Origin of the sequence: Tepidiforma sp., from assembly GCF_034433535.1 — a bacterium.
Taxonomy (GTDB): Bacteria; Chloroflexota; Dehalococcoidia; order Tepidiformales; family Tepidiformaceae; genus Tepidiforma.
In genome coordinates this window covers 1-16,905 of sequence record NZ_DAOUAO010000199.1, presented here as the reverse complement: position 1 = coordinate 16,905, position 16,905 = coordinate 1, and the positions used below count along the sequence as shown (strand labels likewise).

At 71.1% G+C, this 16,905-nt stretch carries 19 protein-coding genes; 11 read left to right on the top strand and 8 right to left on the bottom strand.

Going from position 1 to position 16,905, the window contains the following annotated elements:
• The coding region (locus VAE46_RS10390) for a Mur ligase family protein (protein ID WP_322796869.1) at nucleotides 1-1,448 on the top strand (1,448 nt) is incomplete at its 5' end.
• Here the strand turns inward: VAE46_RS10390 and VAE46_RS10385 are convergent.
• The gene (locus VAE46_RS10385; protein ID WP_322796868.1) at nucleotides 1,429-2,241 is read right to left on the bottom strand and encodes an XdhC/CoxI family protein; all 813 of its coding nucleotides are present in this window, start codon (nucleotides 2,239-2,241) and stop codon (nucleotides 1,429-1,431) included. The two genes, VAE46_RS10390 and VAE46_RS10385, sit on opposite strands and share 20 nt — an antisense overlap.
• Before the next feature lie 285 nt (nucleotides 2,242-2,526).
• Here VAE46_RS10385 and rplJ point away from each other — a divergent pair, with 285 nt between their 5' ends.
• Entirely contained in the window at nucleotides 2,527-3,051 is a 525-nt protein-coding gene (rplJ, locus tag VAE46_RS10380) for a 50S ribosomal protein L10 (RefSeq protein ID WP_322796867.1), read from the top strand.
• Nucleotides 3,052-3,091: 40 nt separating this feature from the next.
• Nucleotides 3,092-3,490 (top strand): 50S ribosomal protein L7/L12, encoded by a 399-nt coding sequence (gene rplL, locus VAE46_RS10375; RefSeq protein WP_322796866.1) that lies wholly within the window; start codon nucleotides 3,092-3,094, stop codon nucleotides 3,488-3,490.
• Nucleotides 3,491-3,563: 73 nt separating this feature from the next.
• On the opposite strand, the gene VAE46_RS10370 is transcribed toward rplL, so the two are convergent.
• Together VAE46_RS10370 and VAE46_RS10365 are read right to left on the bottom strand one after the other, a co-directional pair.
• Complete coding sequence (locus VAE46_RS10370; protein WP_322796865.1) at nucleotides 3,564-5,282, bottom strand: cation:proton antiporter; 1,719 nt, start codon at nucleotides 5,280-5,282, stop codon at nucleotides 3,564-3,566.
• Nucleotides 5,283-5,354: 72 nt separating this feature from the next.
• Nucleotides 5,355-6,398 carry a zinc-binding dehydrogenase gene (locus VAE46_RS10365; RefSeq protein WP_322796864.1) on the bottom strand — a complete coding sequence of 348 codons (1,044 nt, stop codon included), beginning with the start codon at nucleotides 6,396-6,398 and terminating at the stop codon, nucleotides 5,355-5,357.
• A 94-nt stretch (nucleotides 6,399-6,492) separates the two neighbouring features.
• Between VAE46_RS10365 and rdgB the strand changes: the two genes are divergently transcribed.
• From rdgB to holA, 7 genes are all read left to right on the top strand, one after another.
• On the top strand, nucleotides 6,493-7,131 hold the full coding sequence (gene rdgB / locus VAE46_RS10360) for an RdgB/HAM1 family non-canonical purine NTP pyrophosphatase (protein ID WP_322796863.1): 639 nt from the start codon (nucleotides 6,493-6,495) through the stop codon (nucleotides 7,129-7,131).
• Nucleotides 7,128-7,631 carry a hypothetical protein gene (locus VAE46_RS10355; RefSeq protein WP_322796862.1) on the top strand — a complete coding sequence of 168 codons (504 nt, stop codon included), beginning with the start codon at nucleotides 7,128-7,130 and terminating at the stop codon, nucleotides 7,629-7,631. The genes rdgB and VAE46_RS10355 overlap by 4 nt, the downstream gene beginning before the upstream one ends.
• Before the next feature lie 44 nt (nucleotides 7,632-7,675).
• Nucleotides 7,676-8,605: a lipoyl synthase gene (lipA, locus tag VAE46_RS10350; protein ID WP_322796861.1), complete on the top strand. Its 930-nt coding sequence runs from the start codon at nucleotides 7,676-7,678 to the stop codon at nucleotides 8,603-8,605.
• 33 nt (nucleotides 8,606-8,638) lie between these two features.
• Nucleotides 8,639-9,319 carry a sensor histidine kinase gene (locus VAE46_RS10345; protein WP_322796860.1) on the top strand — a complete coding sequence of 227 codons (681 nt, stop codon included), beginning with the start codon at nucleotides 8,639-8,641 and terminating at the stop codon, nucleotides 9,317-9,319.
• Complete coding sequence (locus tag VAE46_RS10340) at nucleotides 9,316-9,672, top strand: response regulator (protein WP_322796859.1); 357 nt, start codon at nucleotides 9,316-9,318, stop codon at nucleotides 9,670-9,672. Before VAE46_RS10345 ends, VAE46_RS10340 begins: the two co-directional genes overlap by 4 nt.
• 209 nt (nucleotides 9,673-9,881) lie before the next feature.
• Nucleotides 9,882-11,465, top strand: coding sequence for a citramalate synthase (gene cimA / locus VAE46_RS10335; protein ID WP_322796858.1), 1,584 nt, complete (start codon nucleotides 9,882-9,884; stop codon nucleotides 11,463-11,465).
• Between the two features lie 18 nt (nucleotides 11,466-11,483).
• Complete coding sequence (gene holA / locus VAE46_RS10330; protein ID WP_322796857.1) at nucleotides 11,484-12,611, top strand: DNA polymerase III subunit delta; 1,128 nt, start codon at nucleotides 11,484-11,486, stop codon at nucleotides 12,609-12,611.
• A gap of 6 nt (nucleotides 12,612-12,617) precedes the next feature.
• Here holA and VAE46_RS10325 read toward each other — a convergent pair whose 3' ends face one another.
• Complete coding sequence (locus VAE46_RS10325) at nucleotides 12,618-13,607, bottom strand: ABC transporter ATP-binding protein (RefSeq protein WP_322796856.1); 990 nt, start codon at nucleotides 13,605-13,607, stop codon at nucleotides 12,618-12,620.
• Between the two features lie 49 nt (nucleotides 13,608-13,656).
• Nucleotides 13,657-14,295: a transcriptional repressor LexA gene (gene lexA, locus VAE46_RS10320; protein WP_322796855.1), complete on the bottom strand. Its 639-nt coding sequence runs from the start codon at nucleotides 14,293-14,295 to the stop codon at nucleotides 13,657-13,659.
• Between the two features lie 141 nt (nucleotides 14,296-14,436).
• Here lexA and VAE46_RS10315 point away from each other — a divergent pair, with 141 nt between their 5' ends.
• Nucleotides 14,437-15,120, top strand: coding sequence for a PIG-L deacetylase family protein (locus VAE46_RS10315; RefSeq protein WP_322796854.1), 684 nt, complete (start codon nucleotides 14,437-14,439; stop codon nucleotides 15,118-15,120).
• Nucleotides 15,121-15,125: 5 nt separating this feature from the next.
• On the opposite strand, the gene VAE46_RS10310 is transcribed toward VAE46_RS10315, so the two are convergent.
• From VAE46_RS10310 to VAE46_RS10300, 3 genes are all read right to left on the bottom strand, one after another.
• Nucleotides 15,126-15,845 carry an anti-sigma factor gene (locus tag VAE46_RS10310; protein ID WP_322796853.1) on the bottom strand — a complete coding sequence of 240 codons (720 nt, stop codon included), beginning with the start codon at nucleotides 15,843-15,845 and terminating at the stop codon, nucleotides 15,126-15,128.
• Nucleotides 15,842-16,405: an RNA polymerase sigma factor gene (locus VAE46_RS10305; protein WP_322796852.1), complete on the bottom strand. Its 564-nt coding sequence runs from the start codon at nucleotides 16,403-16,405 to the stop codon at nucleotides 15,842-15,844. The genes VAE46_RS10310 and VAE46_RS10305 overlap by 4 nt, the downstream gene beginning before the upstream one ends.
• Nucleotides 16,406-16,445: 40 nt before the next feature.
• Nucleotides 16,446-16,905, bottom strand: a 460-nt coding sequence (locus tag VAE46_RS10300) for a helix-turn-helix domain-containing protein (RefSeq protein WP_322796851.1), incomplete at its 5' end; no start/stop codon positions are given.

The window sequence follows — 16,905 nt, the reverse complement described above, 5'->3', positions numbered from 1 at the left end:
GGGGCGGGCGGGGGCCTGAGCTTTCGCGGGGCCCCCCGCGGCGCGAAGATGGGGCCATGACTTCGGTGCGGCTGGCGGCCGCGGTGGTCGGGGGCAGGCTGGCGGGCAGGGCCACGCGTCTCGCGCGGCGAGGGAGCGGGACTGCGCTGCCCGGGCTGGTGGCGGAGCGCGTCGAACCGCGGGTGGTCGAGCTGCTGGGGCGAACCCTTGGCGCGGGCAGGGTCCTCGTGACCGGCACGAACGGGAAGACGACCACGAGCCGGCTGCTCGCGGGCATGCTGGAGGCGGCGGGGCGGGGATTTGTGCACAACCGCGAGGGCAGCAACCTGCTGCGCGGCTTCGCGAGCACGCTGGTCGCGCAGGCCGACTGGCGGGGGCGCATCCCCGGTGCGGAAGGGCTGACCGGGCTGTTCGAAACCGATGAGGCAACGTTCCCGGGGGCTGTGCGGGCGCTGGCGCCTTCGGTGATGGTCTTCACGAACCTGTTTCGCGACCAGCTCGACCGCTACGGGGAGGTGGACACGGTGGCGGCGCTCTGGCGCCAGGGGCTGGCCGCAGCGCCGCGCGACGCGGTGCTGGTGCTCAACGCCGACGACCCATCGGTGGCCGAGCTGGCGGAGGGATGGCCGGGCGGAGTGGCGTGGTACGGCGTCGAGGACGCATTGGCGGCGGCGGGCGAAGCCGGGGCGAGCGATGCCCGCTGGTGCCGGTGCGGCGGAGATTATGTCTATGATCTGCGCTTTTTCGCGCATGTCGGCTGGTGGCGCTGCGGCGGCTGCGGGCGGGCGAGGCCGACACCCGGCACGGCGGCCCGGGAGATTCGGCTGGGGCTGGAACGGGCCACCTTCACGGTCGAGGGGCTGGGCCGCCCGGAGCTGGGCCTGACCGGCCTGTACAACGTCGAGAACGCGCTGGCGGCCATCGCGGCCGCGCGGGTGCTGGGGCTCCCCGATGCGGCAATCCTCGCCGGGCTGGCGCAGACGCAGGCCGCCTTCGGCCGGCAGGAGGTCGTGCGCCTCGACGGGCGGCGGCTGGTGTTGCTGCTGGCCAAGAACCCGGCGGGCGCGAACCAGGTGCTGCTGCTGTTGCGGGCGATCGCCGGGGAGGCCGGGGAGGGCGGGCTGGCGGTGGCCGGGCTGCTGAACGACCGGTTCGCGGATGGGCAGGATGTGAGCTGGATTTGGGATGTCGACTACGAACTCGCGGCAGGCAGGGTGGGGCGCTGCTGGGCAGGCGGCGACCGGGCGGAGGACCTGGCGCTGCGGCTGGACTATGCCGGGTGGCCCCGGCCGCTGGCGGTGGAGCGCGAGCCCGGTCGGCTGCTTGATGCGGTGCTGGCCGGCACGCGGGAGGGCGACACGGTGTTCGTGGTGCCGACCTATACGGCGCTGCTGGACCTGCGGGCCGAGCTGCAGCGGCGGGGGGCGGTCAGCGGGAGGCTGGAGTAGGGTTGCGGCGGGCGCGGTAGTACATCGGTGCCCCGGTGCCGCCCCTTTTGAGCAGGATGACCTCGGCGATGATGCTGACGGCGATCTCCTCGGGGGTTTCGGCGCCGATATCGAGACCGATGGGAGTGCGAACGCGGGCGAGTTCTCCTTCCGGGAAGCCCTCGGCGCGGAGATGGTCGAGGACGGCGGTGGTGCGCCTGCGGGAGCCGATCATGCCGAGGTAGGCGGCGCCGCGGCCAAGGCAGCGCCTGAGCGAGAGCTCATCCTGTTTGTGGCCGCGGGTGACGAGGACGATGGTCGTAGAGGGACCGATGGGGAAGCGGTCGAGGGCCGCTTCGAAGTCATCGCAGATGACCTCATCGGCCCCGGGGATGCGGGCGGGGTCGGCGTAGTCGGGGCGGTCGTCGAGGACGACGACGCGGTAGCCGAGGAAGTCCGCGAGGCGGGCGAGCGCCCGGCCGATGTGGCCGGCGCCGACGACAAGGAAGGTGGGCCGGGACTCGACGACCTCGAGGTAGACGGCGGGCAGGTCATCGCGGTGGCGTTCGTGGAGCGCTTCGCCCTCGATGTAGACCGTGCGGGCGCCGTGGCGGGCAAAGAGGTCGGGTGCGGCGCGTGCGATAGCCGCATCGAGGGCGGGGTCGCCGAGGGAGCCGAGGGTTGCGCCGGAGGGCTCGACGAGGAGTCGGGCGCCGGGCTGGAGCGGGCGGCCGGCGGGCTCGACGAGGACGGCGAGGAGGGCGGGTTCGCCGCCGCGGGCGGCCTCAGCGAGGCGTCGTGTCAGCTCCAGCATAGCGATCAGGATACGCGCGGCGGGGGATTTGCGCGTGGCGGGGGATGCCGATAGGGTATGGGGAGAATCGAAGAGCCTGAGACCGCAGGTCCCAATGCGACACGCCCCACGGGGCGTGGGGAGAATGCCGAAAGGCGCCTGCCGAGGCAGTGAGACGAAGCGCGGGCCGCGCGAGCGGCCGGCGGTTTGGTGTTCCCTGCCAAGGCGGCAGGGTTTTTTGTTGCGGTCGGCAGGTGGAGCCCCCGGCCGGGAAGCCGGCCACCAGAAGGACGCTGGAGGTAGGGTATGCCGACTCCACGGAAGGTCGCGATGCTGGCGGAGATCAAGTCCCGGATGGAGCGGGCTTCGATCGCGATCAGCGCCGACTATCGTGGGCTGACGGTCGCACAGATCACGGAGCTGCGCCGGGCACTTCGGCCGGCCGGTGCGGAAGTGAAGGTCGTCAAGAACACGCTTGCTGCGATGGCGGCGAAGGAAGCGGGCCGGGAGGAGCTGGCCCAGATCCTGAAGGGGCCGACGGCGCTGACGTTCGGGTTCGATGACCCGATTGCGCCGGTGAAGGCCTTCACGGAGCACCTGCGCAGCAAGCGCCTGAACATCGAGGTGCACGGGGGCTGGCTGGAAGGCCGGGTGCTGACCCGTGCGGAGGTCGAGAGCCTGGCTACGATGCCGCCGAAGGAGCAGCTGCTGGCGGACGTGGTCGGGAAGCTGCAGGCGCCGCTCTACGGCTTTGCGGGGCTGCTGCAGGCGAGCATTCGGAACTTTGCCGGGCTGATCGAGGCCCGGGCGAACCAGCTGGAATCGGCCTGAGGCCGCCGGCGCCACGAAACTGCACAAGGAGAACACGGGAATGGCTTCGAAAGTCGAAGAAGTGCTGGAACTGATCAAGGGGATGACGATCCTCGAGCTGCGCGACCTGAACAAGGCGATCGAGCAGGAGTTCGGCATCACGGCGGCGGCCCCGACGGTGGTCGCCGCTGGCGCGGCGCCGGCCGCCGGCGCTGCCCCGGCAGCGGCTGCCGCCGAGGATGAGAAGAGCGAGTTCAACGTTGTCCTGAAGAGCTTCGGCGACAACAAGATCAACGTCATCAAGGCGATCCGCGAGGTGGTCAGCGGCCTGGGCCTGAAGGAGGCGAAGGACCTCGTGGAGGCGGCGCCGACCAAGGTGAAGGAGGGGGTCAGCAAGGAGGAGGCGGAGTCGATCAAGGCGAAGCTGACCGAGGCAGGCGCGGTCGTCGAGATCGAGTAACGGCTGCTTCAGCGCCCAATCCGCGGGGCCCGGCCGAGCTGGCCGGGCCCCGCTGCGTGTTGGCGGGCACGGGTCAGATCGGGTGGTCGAATGCCTCGGCCTGGTAGTGGATATCGCGCACGGCGTTCGAGAGGTGGAGCGCCTCCTGGGGGTCGAAGCCGAGATAGACGAGGGCCTGACGCATCATTTCGAGGCCGCCTTCGTACTCGGGGACGATGACTTCGTTAGCGCCCAGCTCGCGGAGGGGGCGAATTTCGCCGCCGGCCCGGGCGCGAACGAGAATCGGGACGGCGGGGTTGAGGGCGCGGGCTGCGGCGGTGGCGACGAAGGCGGAGCTCTCTTCGGGGACGGTGATGACGACGGCGTGGGCGTGTTCGATGCCGGTGCGTTCGAGCACCTCGCGGGTGCCGGCATCGCCCCAGATGGTCGGGATGCCGGCCGCGTTGAGGGCTCGGGCGCGGTCGAGGTCGATTTCGACCACGGCGAAGGGGATGCCGAGCTGGCTGAGGGCGTGGCCGGTGAGTTCGCCGACGCGGCCGTAGCCGACGATGACGACGTGGTCGGAGCGCGGGATTTCGGGCTCGGGGATTTCGCCCTGGCGGTCGACGAAGCGCCAGATGGGGCCGAGACGGCGGAGGACGGATTCGATGGCGTCGATCGTCCGGAAGGCGAAGGGGTTGACGACGATGGAAATGGCGGCGACCGCGAGGATGATCGCGTAGGTCTCTTCGGTCATGAGTCCTTCGCGCACGCCCTCGGAGCCGACGATGAAGGTGAACTCGCCGAGCTGGCCGAGCCCGGCGCCGACGACGAGGGCCGTGCGGCCGGGGAAGGGGAAGACCGCGGCCGTGACGAAGGCGATCGCGGCATTGACGAAGAGGACCGAGAGGAGGATGGCGAGGAAGAGGCCCTTGTTGGCGCGGACGACGTCGGGGTCGAGGAGTAGGCCGACGGAGACGAAGAAGAGGACTGCGAAGGCGTCGCGGAGGGGGACGACATCGGCGGCGACCTGGTGGGAGGTTTCGGTTTCGGAGACAGCAACGCCGGCGATGAAGGCGCCGAGGGCGATGGAGAGGCCAAAGGCGGCGGCGCTGGTGGCGATGCCGAGGGCAGCGGCGACGAAGGCGAGGACGAAGAGCTCGCGGGAGCCGGTGCGGGCCACGAGGGAGAGGAGGCGGGGGAGGAGGCGTGCGCCAAAGCCGAGCATGATGACCACGAAGACGGCGGCGCGGAGGGCCGCGAAGGCGACGGGCTTCCATTCGAGCCCGTTCCCCTCGTGAGCGAGCGAGGGAATCATGGCGAGGACGACGACGGTGATGATGTCCTGGGCGATGAGCCAGCCGATGACGACCCGGGCGTGAATGGTGCCCATGAGGCCGCGGTCTTCGAGGGTGCGGATGAGGATGATGGTGGAGGCGATGCTGATGGCGAGGCCGAGGACGAGGGCTTCGCGCCAGGGGAGGTGGAAGGCGAGGCCGATGCCGGTGCCGAAGGCGGTGGCGGCGCAGACCTGGATGATGGCGCCGGGAATGGCGATGGCCCGGACGGCGAGGAGGTCGCGGAGGTTGAAGTGGAGCCCGACGCCGAACATGAGGAAGATGACGCCGAGGTTGGCGAGCTGCTGCATGGCGGCGGGGTCGGCGGTGTAGCCGGGGGTCGCCGGGGAGATAAGGAGCCCGGCGGCGAGGTAGCCGACAACGGGAGAGAGCCGGGCAAGGCGCGCGAGAAAGCCGCCCATGGCCGCCAGGCCGAGAGCGATGGCGATCGACGTGATGAGCGAAACGTCGTCCACGTGGGAAGGCGTAGCCTAGCAGGGATGTCCCCTGCGGGCGCGGGCGGCTGCGGATGGGCCGCTGCGGGGTCTTCAGCGGCTGCCGGGGATGAGCACAACCTTGCAGTCGCGGGGGTCGGCGAGGGCGGTAAAGGCAGCGGGCAGCTCATCGAGCGAGACGGTGCGGGTGATCATCGGGGAGGTATCGATCGCGCCGCTGCCGAGCGCCTGGAGGGTCTCGGCGTACTCCTCGGGGGTGTAGCCGAGGACAAATTTGAGGGTGAGCTGCTTGTTGATGCCAACGAGGGGGAGGATGCGGTCCTCCTCCATGCAGGCGCCGACGACGACGACGCGCCCGGAGCGATCGGCGAGGTCCATCGCGAGCTGGAGGGTCCCGGGGACGCCGATGCATTCGAAGACGAGGGAGGGGGCGGGACGGCCGGTGGCCTGCTGGAGGGTCTCGGCGAGGGGCTGGCTGCGGGGGTCGATGACGAGATCGGCGCCGAGGCGGCTGGCCAGTTCACGGCGCTCTGCGGAGAGCTCGGAGACGGCAACGTGGGGGACGCCTTCGTGCTTGAGCCAGAGGAGCGTCATCAGGCCGATGGGCCCGGCGCCGAGGACGAGGGCGGGCTCGCCGGGCTGGATGCCGGCCTGGCGGACGGCGTGGAGCCCGACGGCGCAGGGCTCGGTGGTCGCGGCGACGGTATCGGGCAGCCCATCGGGGACGCGGAGGAGGAGCGGAGCGCTCATAAGGACATAGTCGCCGTAGGCCCCGGGGTAGGTGGCGCTGTAGCCGATGGCGGCGATGCCGTTGGGCGCGGCGGGGTCGATCATGACGGGGATGGAGGTGACCCGGGTGCCGGGGGTCCAGGCCTCAGCGCCGGGGCCGGGTTTGACCACTTCGGCCACGAATTCGTGGCCCATGATGATGCCGGACTCGAGGATCGACTCGTCCCATGCGGTCGAGCCGGTGCGGCGGGCGGCGGCGATCATGCCGTCGAGGAACTTTGCGGCGTGGAGGTCGGAGCCGCAGATGCCGCAGGCGAGGACGCGGGCGAGGACCTGGCCGGGGCCCGGCTCGGGGGTGGGGCGTTCTTGAATGGAGAGCGTGGTGCCGCGGAGGACCATCGCGCGCATGGTTGTTTGCCTCGTGCGAAATTTCGCGGGCGCGACTTTACCACAGGGCGGGGCCGGATTGCTCGCCCCGGGTGACGCGGGCGACACTCTTGGCGTGACGACGGACGGTGCGGCGCTGCGCGTGGTCCTGGCGACGAACAACCCGGGGAAGGTGCGCGAATTTCGGCGGCTGCTGGAGCCGCTGGGTGTCGCGGCGGTCACGCCGGCGGAGCTCGGCCTGCGGCTGGAGGTGGAGGAGGATGGGGCCAGCTACGCCGAGAACGCGCTGAAGAAGGCGCAGGCGTACGCCGACGCTGCCGGGATGCCCGCGCTTGCCGATGATTCGGGCATCGAGGTCGATGCGCTGGGGGGCGGGCCGGGGATGCACTCGGCGCGCTTCGGCGGGCCGGGGCTGGACGACGCGGGGCGAACGGCGCTGCTGCTCGAGCGGCTCAAGGGCGTCCCGGCGGAGCTGCGGATGGCGCGCTACCGGGCGGTGGTGGCGGTGGCGTGGCCCGGGACGGCGGGACGGGAGCCGGCGCTGTTCGAGGGGGTGGAGGAGGGTACCATCGCTGAGGCGCCGCGGGGAGAGCGAGGGTTCGGCTACGACCCGGTGTTCATCCCGGCAGAGGGGCAGCGGGATGGGCGCGTTCGCACGCAGGCGGAGTTCAGCGACGAGGAGAAGGACGCCATCAGCCACCGGGCGAAGGCGGTCCGGGCGGCGGCACGCTGGCTGCGGGAGGTGGGAGCGTGAAGCGGGCGGTGCTCGCGGCGAGCATCGCCGGGCTGCTGGCTGCGGGCTGTGGGACGCCGGATGCGAACTTTCCCGAGCCGGCTGCCTGCCCGTCGCCGGCGGCAGTGCCGACCAGCCGGGCGACCCCGGGCACGGCTTCAGTGCCGGCGATGCTGGCGCGCATCCGGAACGGGGCCGCTGAGCTGGCCGCGCTCCGGGAGCGGCTGCGCGAGAGCTACCCCTCGGACACGTTCTCCCGGCGGGATGCGTTCCGGCCGGATTTCGCGCGGTATGCGGACGCGACCCTCTGCCTTGCGCGGGAGCTGCGGGGTCTGACGCCGCCGCCGCGGCTGGAGGCCTGGAAGGCGCGGGTGGATGCCGCCCTGGATGCGCTCATCGCGCATACAGAGGGAGGGAGGGAAGCCGTGCGCACCCGCAACGTTTCCGAGTACCGGGACTGGTACCGCGGGGTGGACGCGCGCATCGATGCGGTGGAGGAAGCGGCGGCGGCTACACCGTAAGTCGGGCAGCGGCAGGGGCTTGCAGGGGATGCTACGCTCGAGGCATGACGGTGGAACCTGGCACACGGCCGCCGTGGCTGAAGGTCCGCTTCCCGGCAGGCGGGCGGTACGCCGAGCTGGTCGAGCTGATGCACGGCAGCGAGCTGCACACGGTCTGCGAGGAGGCCCGCTGCCCGAATATTGGGGAGTGCTGGAGCCGGGGGACGGCGACGTTCATGATCCTCGGCGATACCTGCACGCGGTCGTGCGGGTTCTGCGCGGTCAAGACCGGGCGGCCGGGTGTGCTGGATACCGACGAGCCGCGGCGGGTAGCGCTGGCCATCCAGAAGATGGGGCTGCGGCACGCGGTCATCACCAGCGTCAACCGGGATGAACTGCCGGACGGGGGGGCGCGGATGTTCGCGGAGACGATCCGCTGGGGGCGGCGACTCTCGCCGGGGACCACGTTCGAGGTGCTGATCCCGGATTTCAAGGGCGACGAGGCGGCGCTGGCGACGGTCCTGGAGGCGAGGCCGGAAATCCTGAACCACAACACGGAGACGGTGCCGCGCCTGTACCGGCGGGTTCGTCCGCAGGCGGTGTACGAGCGTTCGCTGGCGCTGCTCCGGCGTGCGAAAGAGCTGGACCCCGGGGTGCTGACGAAGAGCGGGCTGATGGTGGGGCTGGGCGAGACGCGGTCGGAGCTTGAGGCCGTTTTCCGCGACCTTGCGGCGGCGGGGGTGGACATCCTGACAGTGGGGCAGTACCTGCGCCCGACGCCGGCGCACCTGCCGGTCGAGCGCTACTGGGAGCCGGGGGAGTTCGCCGAGCTGAAGGAGCTCGCGCTGGGCATGGGCTTCCGTCACGTCGAGGCCGGCCCGCTGGTGCGCAGTTCGTACCACGCGGAGGAGCAGGCGGTGGCCGCCCGGGAGCAGGTTGACGCGAAGGGTGGGCTCGCGGTTACGCTTCTGGAGCCCCGGGAGCGCCGCCGCTGAGGCGGCCACACCGCGGCGGAAACGTACCTGCCGATGACCGACGACGACACCCGGGTTGACGACGTGGAGGCCATGCGTCGCGAGGCGCTGGGGGCGTTCGCACATGAGATTCGCACGCCGCTGACCTCTATCCGGATGGTGCTTGAACTCGCGCGACGGGCGGGGGCAGAGGGGGAGCTGCGGCTGGACCGGGAGCTGGCCGAGATGCTGACGGTCTCGATCGACGACCTGCAGACGCTGGCGGATGACCTGCAGGAGCTCTCCCGGCTTGAACGGGGAAAAGTGGCGCTTTCGACGGGGCCGTGCGAGCTGCCGGCGGCCGTGGCAGCGGCGACGGAGCTGCTGGGGCAGGCGCCGCGGCTGGAGTGCGATGCGGTGGACGCCGTCGCGGGACCGTGGGATGCGGCCCGGCTGGTCCGGGCGCTGGCCGGCTTCGCACGCTCGGCGAATCGCATCGGGGACGGGAGCGGGGTGGTGCGGCTGCGAACCGAGCGCGCCGAGGGCAGCGTTCGGCTGTGGTTCGAAAGCGGGACGCTGGAGGGGCCGCAGCGGCCGATCCAGGCAGATGCGGGCTTCGCATTTTTCCGATCGCGACAACTTGTCGTCGCGATGGGGGGCTCCGTACACTGCGATCGTCGCGACCGCGCGGTGCAGTTCGGGGTGGTCCTCCCGCTGCACCGGGCGCAGGGCGGCGAAAGCAGCCGACCGGCATGAAAATCCTGCTTGCGGAAGACGAACGAACCATCTCGCGGCTGATCCGGCAGGTGCTGGTGAACAACGGCCACGAAGTGACCGCGGTGACTTCGGCAGCCGAGGCGGTGGCGCTGCTGGAATCGGAGCGGTTCGACCTGGTGCTGCTGGACCTGCACCTCGCGGACGGTGACGGGATGCGGGTGGTCGCGGCCATCGAGACGCAGCAGGGGGAGGGTAGGCCGCCGGTGGTGCTGATGACCGGAGAGGGTGTGCTGGGGGCGGATGACCCGCGCACGCGGCGCGTCGCGACGGTGCTGGCGAAGCCGTTCGACCTCGACGAGCTGGAGCGGGCGGTGAACGCGTTCGTTGCCTGAGGGGTGCGGGAGACGCGAACGGTTGCTGATGCCAGGATTGGCTTGCGGATGCTAGGATGGGGAGCGTGAATTCGGCATCCTGCCAGCTGGTGAGAACAACCCCGCGTCAATCGCGCGGGGCTGCGATTTAGGGTCCGCCCTTCCGGCCGACCGCGTTGTACCGTTCCCCCTGATGTCCCCCGGTTTCGCCTGCAGAGAAGAGGTTTGCCATGCCGACTGACCGCGTACAGCTGTACGACACCACCCTCCGCGACGGTTCGCAGATGGAGGGCATTTCGCTTTCGGTCGAGGACAAGATCCGCATCACGAAGAAACTCGACGAGCTCGGCCTCGAATGGATCGAGGGAGGTTTCCCCGGTTCGAACCCGAAGGATGCGGAGTACTTCCGGCGTCTGAAGGAGGTGAAGCTGCGGAACGCGAAGGTGAGCGCCTTCGGCGGGACGCGCAAGCCGAACCTGACCTGTGAGCTCGATGCCAACATCCAGAGCCTGGTGGCAGCGGATACGCCGGGTGTCACGCTGGTGGGGAAGGCGAGCCTGTACCAGGTAACCGACATCCTCGAGACGACGCCGGAAGAGAACCTGGCGATGATCGCGGACACGATCAGCTACTTCAAAAAGCTGGGGAAGACCGTCTTCTTCGATGCCGAGCATTTCTTCGACGGCTTCTATGGCGACCCGGACTACTCGCTGCAGTGCCTGGTGACCGCCGCGCGGGCGGGCGCTGACGCGCTGGTGCTGTGCGACACGAACGGGGGCATGACGACCCGGCGGATGCTGGCCGCGATCGAGGCGGTGCAGCAGCGGGTGCGAGATGTGCGGCTCGGCATCCACCTGCACAACGATGCGGGGCTGGCGGTGGCGAACTCGCTGCTGGCGGTGGAGGCGGGCGTCTGGCAGGTGCAGGGCTGCGTGAACGGCTACGGTGAGCGCTGCGGCAACGCGGACATCCTGACGATCCTCGCCAACCTGAAGCTGAAGATGGGCATCGACGTGGTGGAGGATGAACAGCTGGCGCGGCTGACGGAGGTGGCGAACTACGTGGCCGAGCTGGCGAACATGGCGCCGAACCCGCAGGCGCCGTATGTCGGGGCATCGGCCTTCGCACACAAGGCGGGTTACCACGCCGCCGGTGTGATGAAGGACGAACGCTCGTACCAGCACATCGACCCGGCGCTGGTGGGCAACCACTCGCGGGTGCTGGTCTCGGAGCTTTCGGGGCAGCGGAACCTGCTGATGAAGCTCAAGGAGGTCGGGCTGGACTTCCTCTCACAGGACGAAATCAGGCGGCTGCTCGAGGTGGTGAAGGAGCGCGAGGCGCAGGGCTACCAGTATGAGGGCGCGGAGGCGAGCTTCGAGATGCTGGTGCGGCGGAACCTGCCGGGCTACAGGCCGCCGTTCGAACTGGAGGACTTTGTGGTGGTGGAACGGCGCAGAGCGCGCACGGGGGACGGCGGCAACGAGATGCTGGCCGAGGCGATGGTAAAGCTGAACATCAACGGGCAGGTGCAGCACACGGCGCACGAGGGGAACGGCCCGGTGAATGCGCTCGACGGGGCGGTGCGCAAGGCGCTGAACCCGGTCTTCCCGCAGCTGGAGCAGGTGAAGCTGGTCGACTACAAGGTGCGCATCCTCGACAGCCAGTCGGCGACGGGGGCGCGGGTGCGGGTGCTGATCGAGAGCACCGACGGGACGCGCTACTGGACGACGGTGGGCTCCTCGACGGACATCATCGAGGCGAGCTGGCTGGCGCTGGCTGACGCGCTGGAGTACGCGCTCCAGGCTGAGCGGTAAGGGCCGGGCGGGCGACGGATGGGCGCGGCGATCCTGCTGCTGTTCGGGGGTGACGAGCTGACCATCCGCCGCCGGCTGCGGGAGCTGCGCGAGGAGGCGGACGGCGGGACCGGGATGCTGGTGCACAACCTGGCGGAGGTCGATGGACGCCAGGCAAAGCCGGCCGACGTTGTTGGGCCGGCGATGGCGCCGCCGTTCCTCGCGCCGCGGCGGCTGGTGGTGGTGGATCACCTGCTGGCGCGGTTCGAAGCGCGCGGCGGGAGCGGGAGCCGCCGGCCCGGGGAGTGGGGGGAGCTCGCGGAGCAGCTGTCGGGGGCGCCGGAGACGACCACCGTGGTGCTGCTGGGGCGGCCGTTTCTTGCGGAACAGCAGGTGCGCCAGGTGACGGAGCAGAACTCGCTGGTTCAGGCGCTGAAGAAGGCCCCGGGGGTAACGGTCGAGCATTACCCGGCGCTGGCGAAACAGGCCGACCGGGTGCGATTCATCCGCGAGGAGGCCGCGCTGCGGGGCATCCGCTTCCGGGGCGGCGCGCCGCCGGTCTCGGCGCTGGAGCCGGGCGAGGAGGTGCCACCCGAAACCGACCCCGCGGAGTACCTGGCCTCGCTGCTGGGGGGCAACACGCTGCTGATTGCGAACGAGCTGGAGAAGCTGGCGCTCTGGGCCGGGGGAAAGGAGGTGACCGTGCTCGATGCGATGCGCGTCTGCGCGGGCGAGCGGGAGCCCGACCACTTCCGCATGGTTGATGCGCTGATGGACGGGGACCTCGGGACGGCGCTGGAGATGCTTCGCCGGCGGCGAGCGCGCGGGGAATCGCAGCAGGCGATCTTTGGGGCGCTGTTTGAACGCTATCGCTTCCTCGGGGTACTGGCCGGTCTGCTGGAGGAGGGCGCGCCGGACGCGGAGGTCGACCGGCACCTTGGCGGGGTCGCCCGCTTCGAAGGGCTGAAACGGGCGGCGATCCAGCGCGCGCGGCGGCACGGCACGGCCGGGGTGCGGGAGGCGCTGGCGACGCTGGTGGAGGCGGACCGGGCGTTCAAGGCGAACGAGCTCGAAGAGGACCTGGCGCTCGAAGTGGCCATGGCGCGGCTGGCCGGCCTGGCGCCGGCACCTGCCCGGGGTCGAGCGGAGGCGGCGCGGGCGCGCTGAGCCGGGTCAGGCGGTTGGCAGGTCCTGCCAGACCGGGTTGTAGCAGGCGACGCGGTGGGTCGCACCCCCCGGTTGCTCAAGGCCGGGCGCGGGCTCCTGCCGGCAGCGGCTGAGCGCCTTGCTGCAGCGGGGCAGGTAGGGGCAGCGCTCCGCGGGGGTCGCGAGGTCGGGCGGGTGGCCGGGGATCTGGTGGAGCGCCTCGCGGGGCGCGTCAAGGCGGGGCAGCGTGTCGAGCAGCGCACGGCTGTAGGGGTGGAGCGGGCTGCGCAGGAGGTCGCGGACCGGCCCCTCCTCGACGATGCGCCCGGCGTACATGACGGCGACGGCATCGGCGATGCGGGCCACCACGCCGAAGTCGTGGGTGATGAGCAGGATGGCGGTGCCGCGCCGCTCGCGCAGGGTTTCGAGCTGGGCGAGGATCTGTGCCTGGACGGTGACGTCGAGGGCGCTCGTCGGCTCATCGGCAATGAGGAGGTCGGGGTCTAGGGCGGTGGCGATGGCAATCATGACCCGCTGGCACATGCCGCCGGAGAGCTGGAAGGGGTAGGCCCGGGCGATGCGCTCGGGGTCGTGGAGGCCGACGGAGGCGAGGATGTCGATGGCGCGCTCGCGCGCTTCGCGGCGGCCGAGGGGGAGGTGGGAGGTGAGGATCTCGGCGACCTGGCTGCCGATGTCGAGGACGGGGTTGAGGCCGGCGATGGGGTCCTGGAAGACCATGGCGATGCGGCGCCCGCGGTAGGGGCGGAGGTCGCGTTCGGGGAGCTGGAGGAGGTCGGTGCCCTGGAAGCGGACGGCGCCGGAGACGGCCGCCTGCTGGGGCAGGAGCCGCGGGATGGCGCTGGCGAGGGTGGTCTTGCCGGAGCCGGATTCGCCGACGACAGCGAGCACCTGGCCGGGTTCGAGGCGGAGACTGACGCCGCTCAGGGCGTGGACGGCGCCGTCGCGGGTGCGGTACTGGACGTCGAGGTCGATGACCTCGAGCAGGGGCTGGGGCATGGAGACCTGCCGGGCGGCCGGCGAGCGGCGCGAACTGGTTGCTGCCAGTCTAATCGCTCGGGCGGAGAGAGGAGATAAAGCGGCCCTGGATCTCGACGTTGTCGGGGTCGGTGTAGATGGGCTGCATGGTGGCGTTGGCGGGCTGGAGCCGGATGCGGCCGTTCTCGCGGTAGATGCGCTTGAGGGTGACCTCGCCGCGGTCTTTGAGCCAGACGGCGACGCGGTCGCCGTCATCGGCGGTGCGCGTGGGTTCGAGGAAGACGATGTCGCCATCGTCGATGAGGTCTTCGATCATCGATTTTCCGCGCACGCGGAGGGCGAAGACGTTGGTCTTGCCGCGGACGATGTCTTCGGTGACGGCGAGGGTTTCTTCGGCCTGGGCGTGCCAGGTATCGGCGGCAGGCACGGGAATGGGCTGACCGGCGGCGATGGTGCCGAGGAGGGGGACTTCGACGATGCGGGGGCGGCGGCCGCGCGGCCCGAGGATTTCGATGCCGCGGGAGATTTCACGGTCGCGACGGATGCATCCCTTTTCTTCGAGCTTGCGGAGGTTGTAATCGACGACCGAAGTGCTGGAGATGCCGCAGCCTTCCTGGATGTCGCGGATGGAGGGCGGATACTCGTGCTCCTCGAGGAAGGTGCGGATGAAATCGAGAATTTGCTGCTGGCGGGGGGAGAGCTGGTTCATGGACGCCTGCCGAACGGATGTTCGCTGGCACGGTAACAAAGCGCCGGGGTTATCGTCAACGGTGTTCGGAACAGGCGCCGGGTGGCGCAGAGCGGGCAGGGGCTGCAAGGATGATGGGCGGAGCTCGTGCAGGGGGACGGTATGCCGACTGCGCTGGTGATCGCGGCCCACCCGGATGACGGTGAGTTCGGCTGCGGCGGGTACGCGGCGATGCTCGCGGATGCGGGCTGGGCGGTGCACTGGGTGGTAACGACGAATGGCGCCAAAGGGACGGAGGACCGCGCGATGCCGCGGGAACGGCTGATCGCCATGCGCAGAGAGGAGCAGTTCGAGGCCTGCCGCCGGCTGGGTGCAGCGTCGCTGCGGATGCTGGGCTATGAAGACGGGGAGCTGAATTATTCGCGCGAGCTGGTGGGGGCGCTGGTACGGGCGATTCGCGAGACGCGGCCCGGGCTGGTGCTGACGCATGACCCGACGGACTTCATCATCCGGGATAGCTTCATCAACCACGTGGACCACCGGGTGACGGGTGCGGCGGCGCTGGATGCGGTGTACCCGGCAGCGCGGGACCACCTGAACTTCCCTGAGCAGGTGGCCGAAGGGCTGGAGCCGTGGAAGGTGGGCGAGCTGCTGCTCTGGAATTCGAACACGCCGAACTTTGAGGTGGACATCTCGGCGGTGGTGGAGCGCAAGGTCCGGGCGCTCGAGGCACACGCGTCCCAGTTCGGGCCGGGAGCCGACCTTGCTGCGTTCGCGCGGGAGCGCTGGCGCTCGGAGGATGGGCGGTATGTGGAACGGTTCCGGCGGGTAGTGCTGGCGTTCTGACCGGCTCAGCGCGCGACGGGTCGGGCCGCGGCCTGGCCGATGGGGACGATGATGAGGGGGTCGCCGGTGGGCGCCGCGGAGCCGCCGGCGGGCTCGCTGGTGATGGCGAAGGCCGCGGCCGCGTTCCCGGGCGAGGGTTCGAGCCAGTACGCGCCGGCGGAGCGGATGAGGCCGGCGGAGCGGGGGCCGGCGGACCCAATCAGCCAGGCCTGGTAGGTGCGGCCGGGGCCGGGGTCGGGGAGACCTTCGAGAACGGCGAAGGCGAGACCGGAGGCGGGGTCCACGAGCAGGCTGGCGGCGATGCCATCGGCGGCGGCCGCGGCGCGGAGTGCTTCGCCGCGGGCAGCGGCGGCGAGGAGGGCTTCACCGCGCGGGTCGGAGCCGCCGTTGCGGGGCAGGACGAGCGCGGTCAGGAGTGCCCCGAGTGCGAGCCCAACGAGGGCGGCAGCGGCGGCGAGGGCGAAGGCCGGCCGGCGCCAGCGGATGGTGCGCGGCGGCGTTTCCCGGCGGATGGCGGTGAGCACCGCAGCGCGCACGCCGGCGGGCAGCTCGGGGGCGTCGGCGGCCAGCGGGAGCAGGGATGCGGCGGCTTCGAGCGCTTCGAACTCTTCGCGGCAGCCGGCGCAGGCAGCGAGGTGGGTGCGGATGCGCCGGGCTTCCGCTTCGGGCAGCACGCCGAGGGCGAGCTCGGGGAGGAGGTCGATGGGGTGGAGCGTTTCGCTCATGAGCGGACCTCGCCGGGGGTGAGGATGGCGCCGAGGCGGAGGAGGCCGAGGCGGAGGCGGCTGCGGACAGTGGGCGCGGGCACCCCGAGGAGACGACCGACTTCGCCGCTGGTGAGGCCGTGGAAGTAGACCAGCTCGATGGCGCTGCGCTGCTCGCCGGGGAGGGCGGCGAGGGCCGCGCGGACGGCGGCGGCGTCGATGGTGCGCTGGGTTTCGAGGTCGGTGCGATCGGGGGCCACAGGCTCAGGGGCATCCTCGAGGGCCGCGGCGGGCTGTCGTCGGCGCCGGCGCCGGAGCTCATCGATGCAGAGGTTGCGGGTGATGGCAAGGAGCCAGGGCAGCACGGGGGAGCGTGCGGGGTCGTACTCGCGGGCGCCGCGCCAGGCGCGGAGGAAGGTCTCCTGGAGGGCTTCTTCGGCATCCTGCTCGGAGCCCAGGATGCGCAGGGCGAAGGCGTAGCACTGGCGGGCGTAGCGGTCGTAGAGGGCGGCGAGGGCAGCTTCGTCGCCGCGAGCCACGGCGGCGAGGAGGGCGGCATCGCCGGTGCGGGCGTCGTCCATGCCGGGATCTACGACGGGCGGGCGCGGGCTGATCAGGGTGTCAGGCGGAGAGACGCCCGGGAAGGTCGGGCTGTTCGGCAAGGATCCGGGCGCCGCGGCGGGCGAGGTCGCTGATGGTGCTCTTGTGGCGGCCGCCGAGGAGTTCGCCGATGCGGGAGAGGGAGCGCCCCTGCCGCTGCAGGAGGGCCACGGCGACCGCCCGGGCGGGCGTGAGCGTGGCGGAGCGACTTGAGCCGGTGAGGGCTGAGAGGTCGACCTGGAAGTGGCGGGCGATGCGCTCGAGGAGTTCGGCGTCGGGGTCGCGGCCGGCGGCCTGGCTGATGGCGATGCGTGCGACCGCGGTATCGAGGCTGGCAAGGTCGAGGCGGGCGGCGCGCTGGAGGGCGATGGCCTGGTTGACGGCGCCGAGGAGGAGGCGGACGGAGGGTGCGTTGCAGGCGGCGAGGCGGTCGATGGCCCAGGCGGGGAGGGCGGTGCGCTGGCGGCGGGCGATGCGCTCG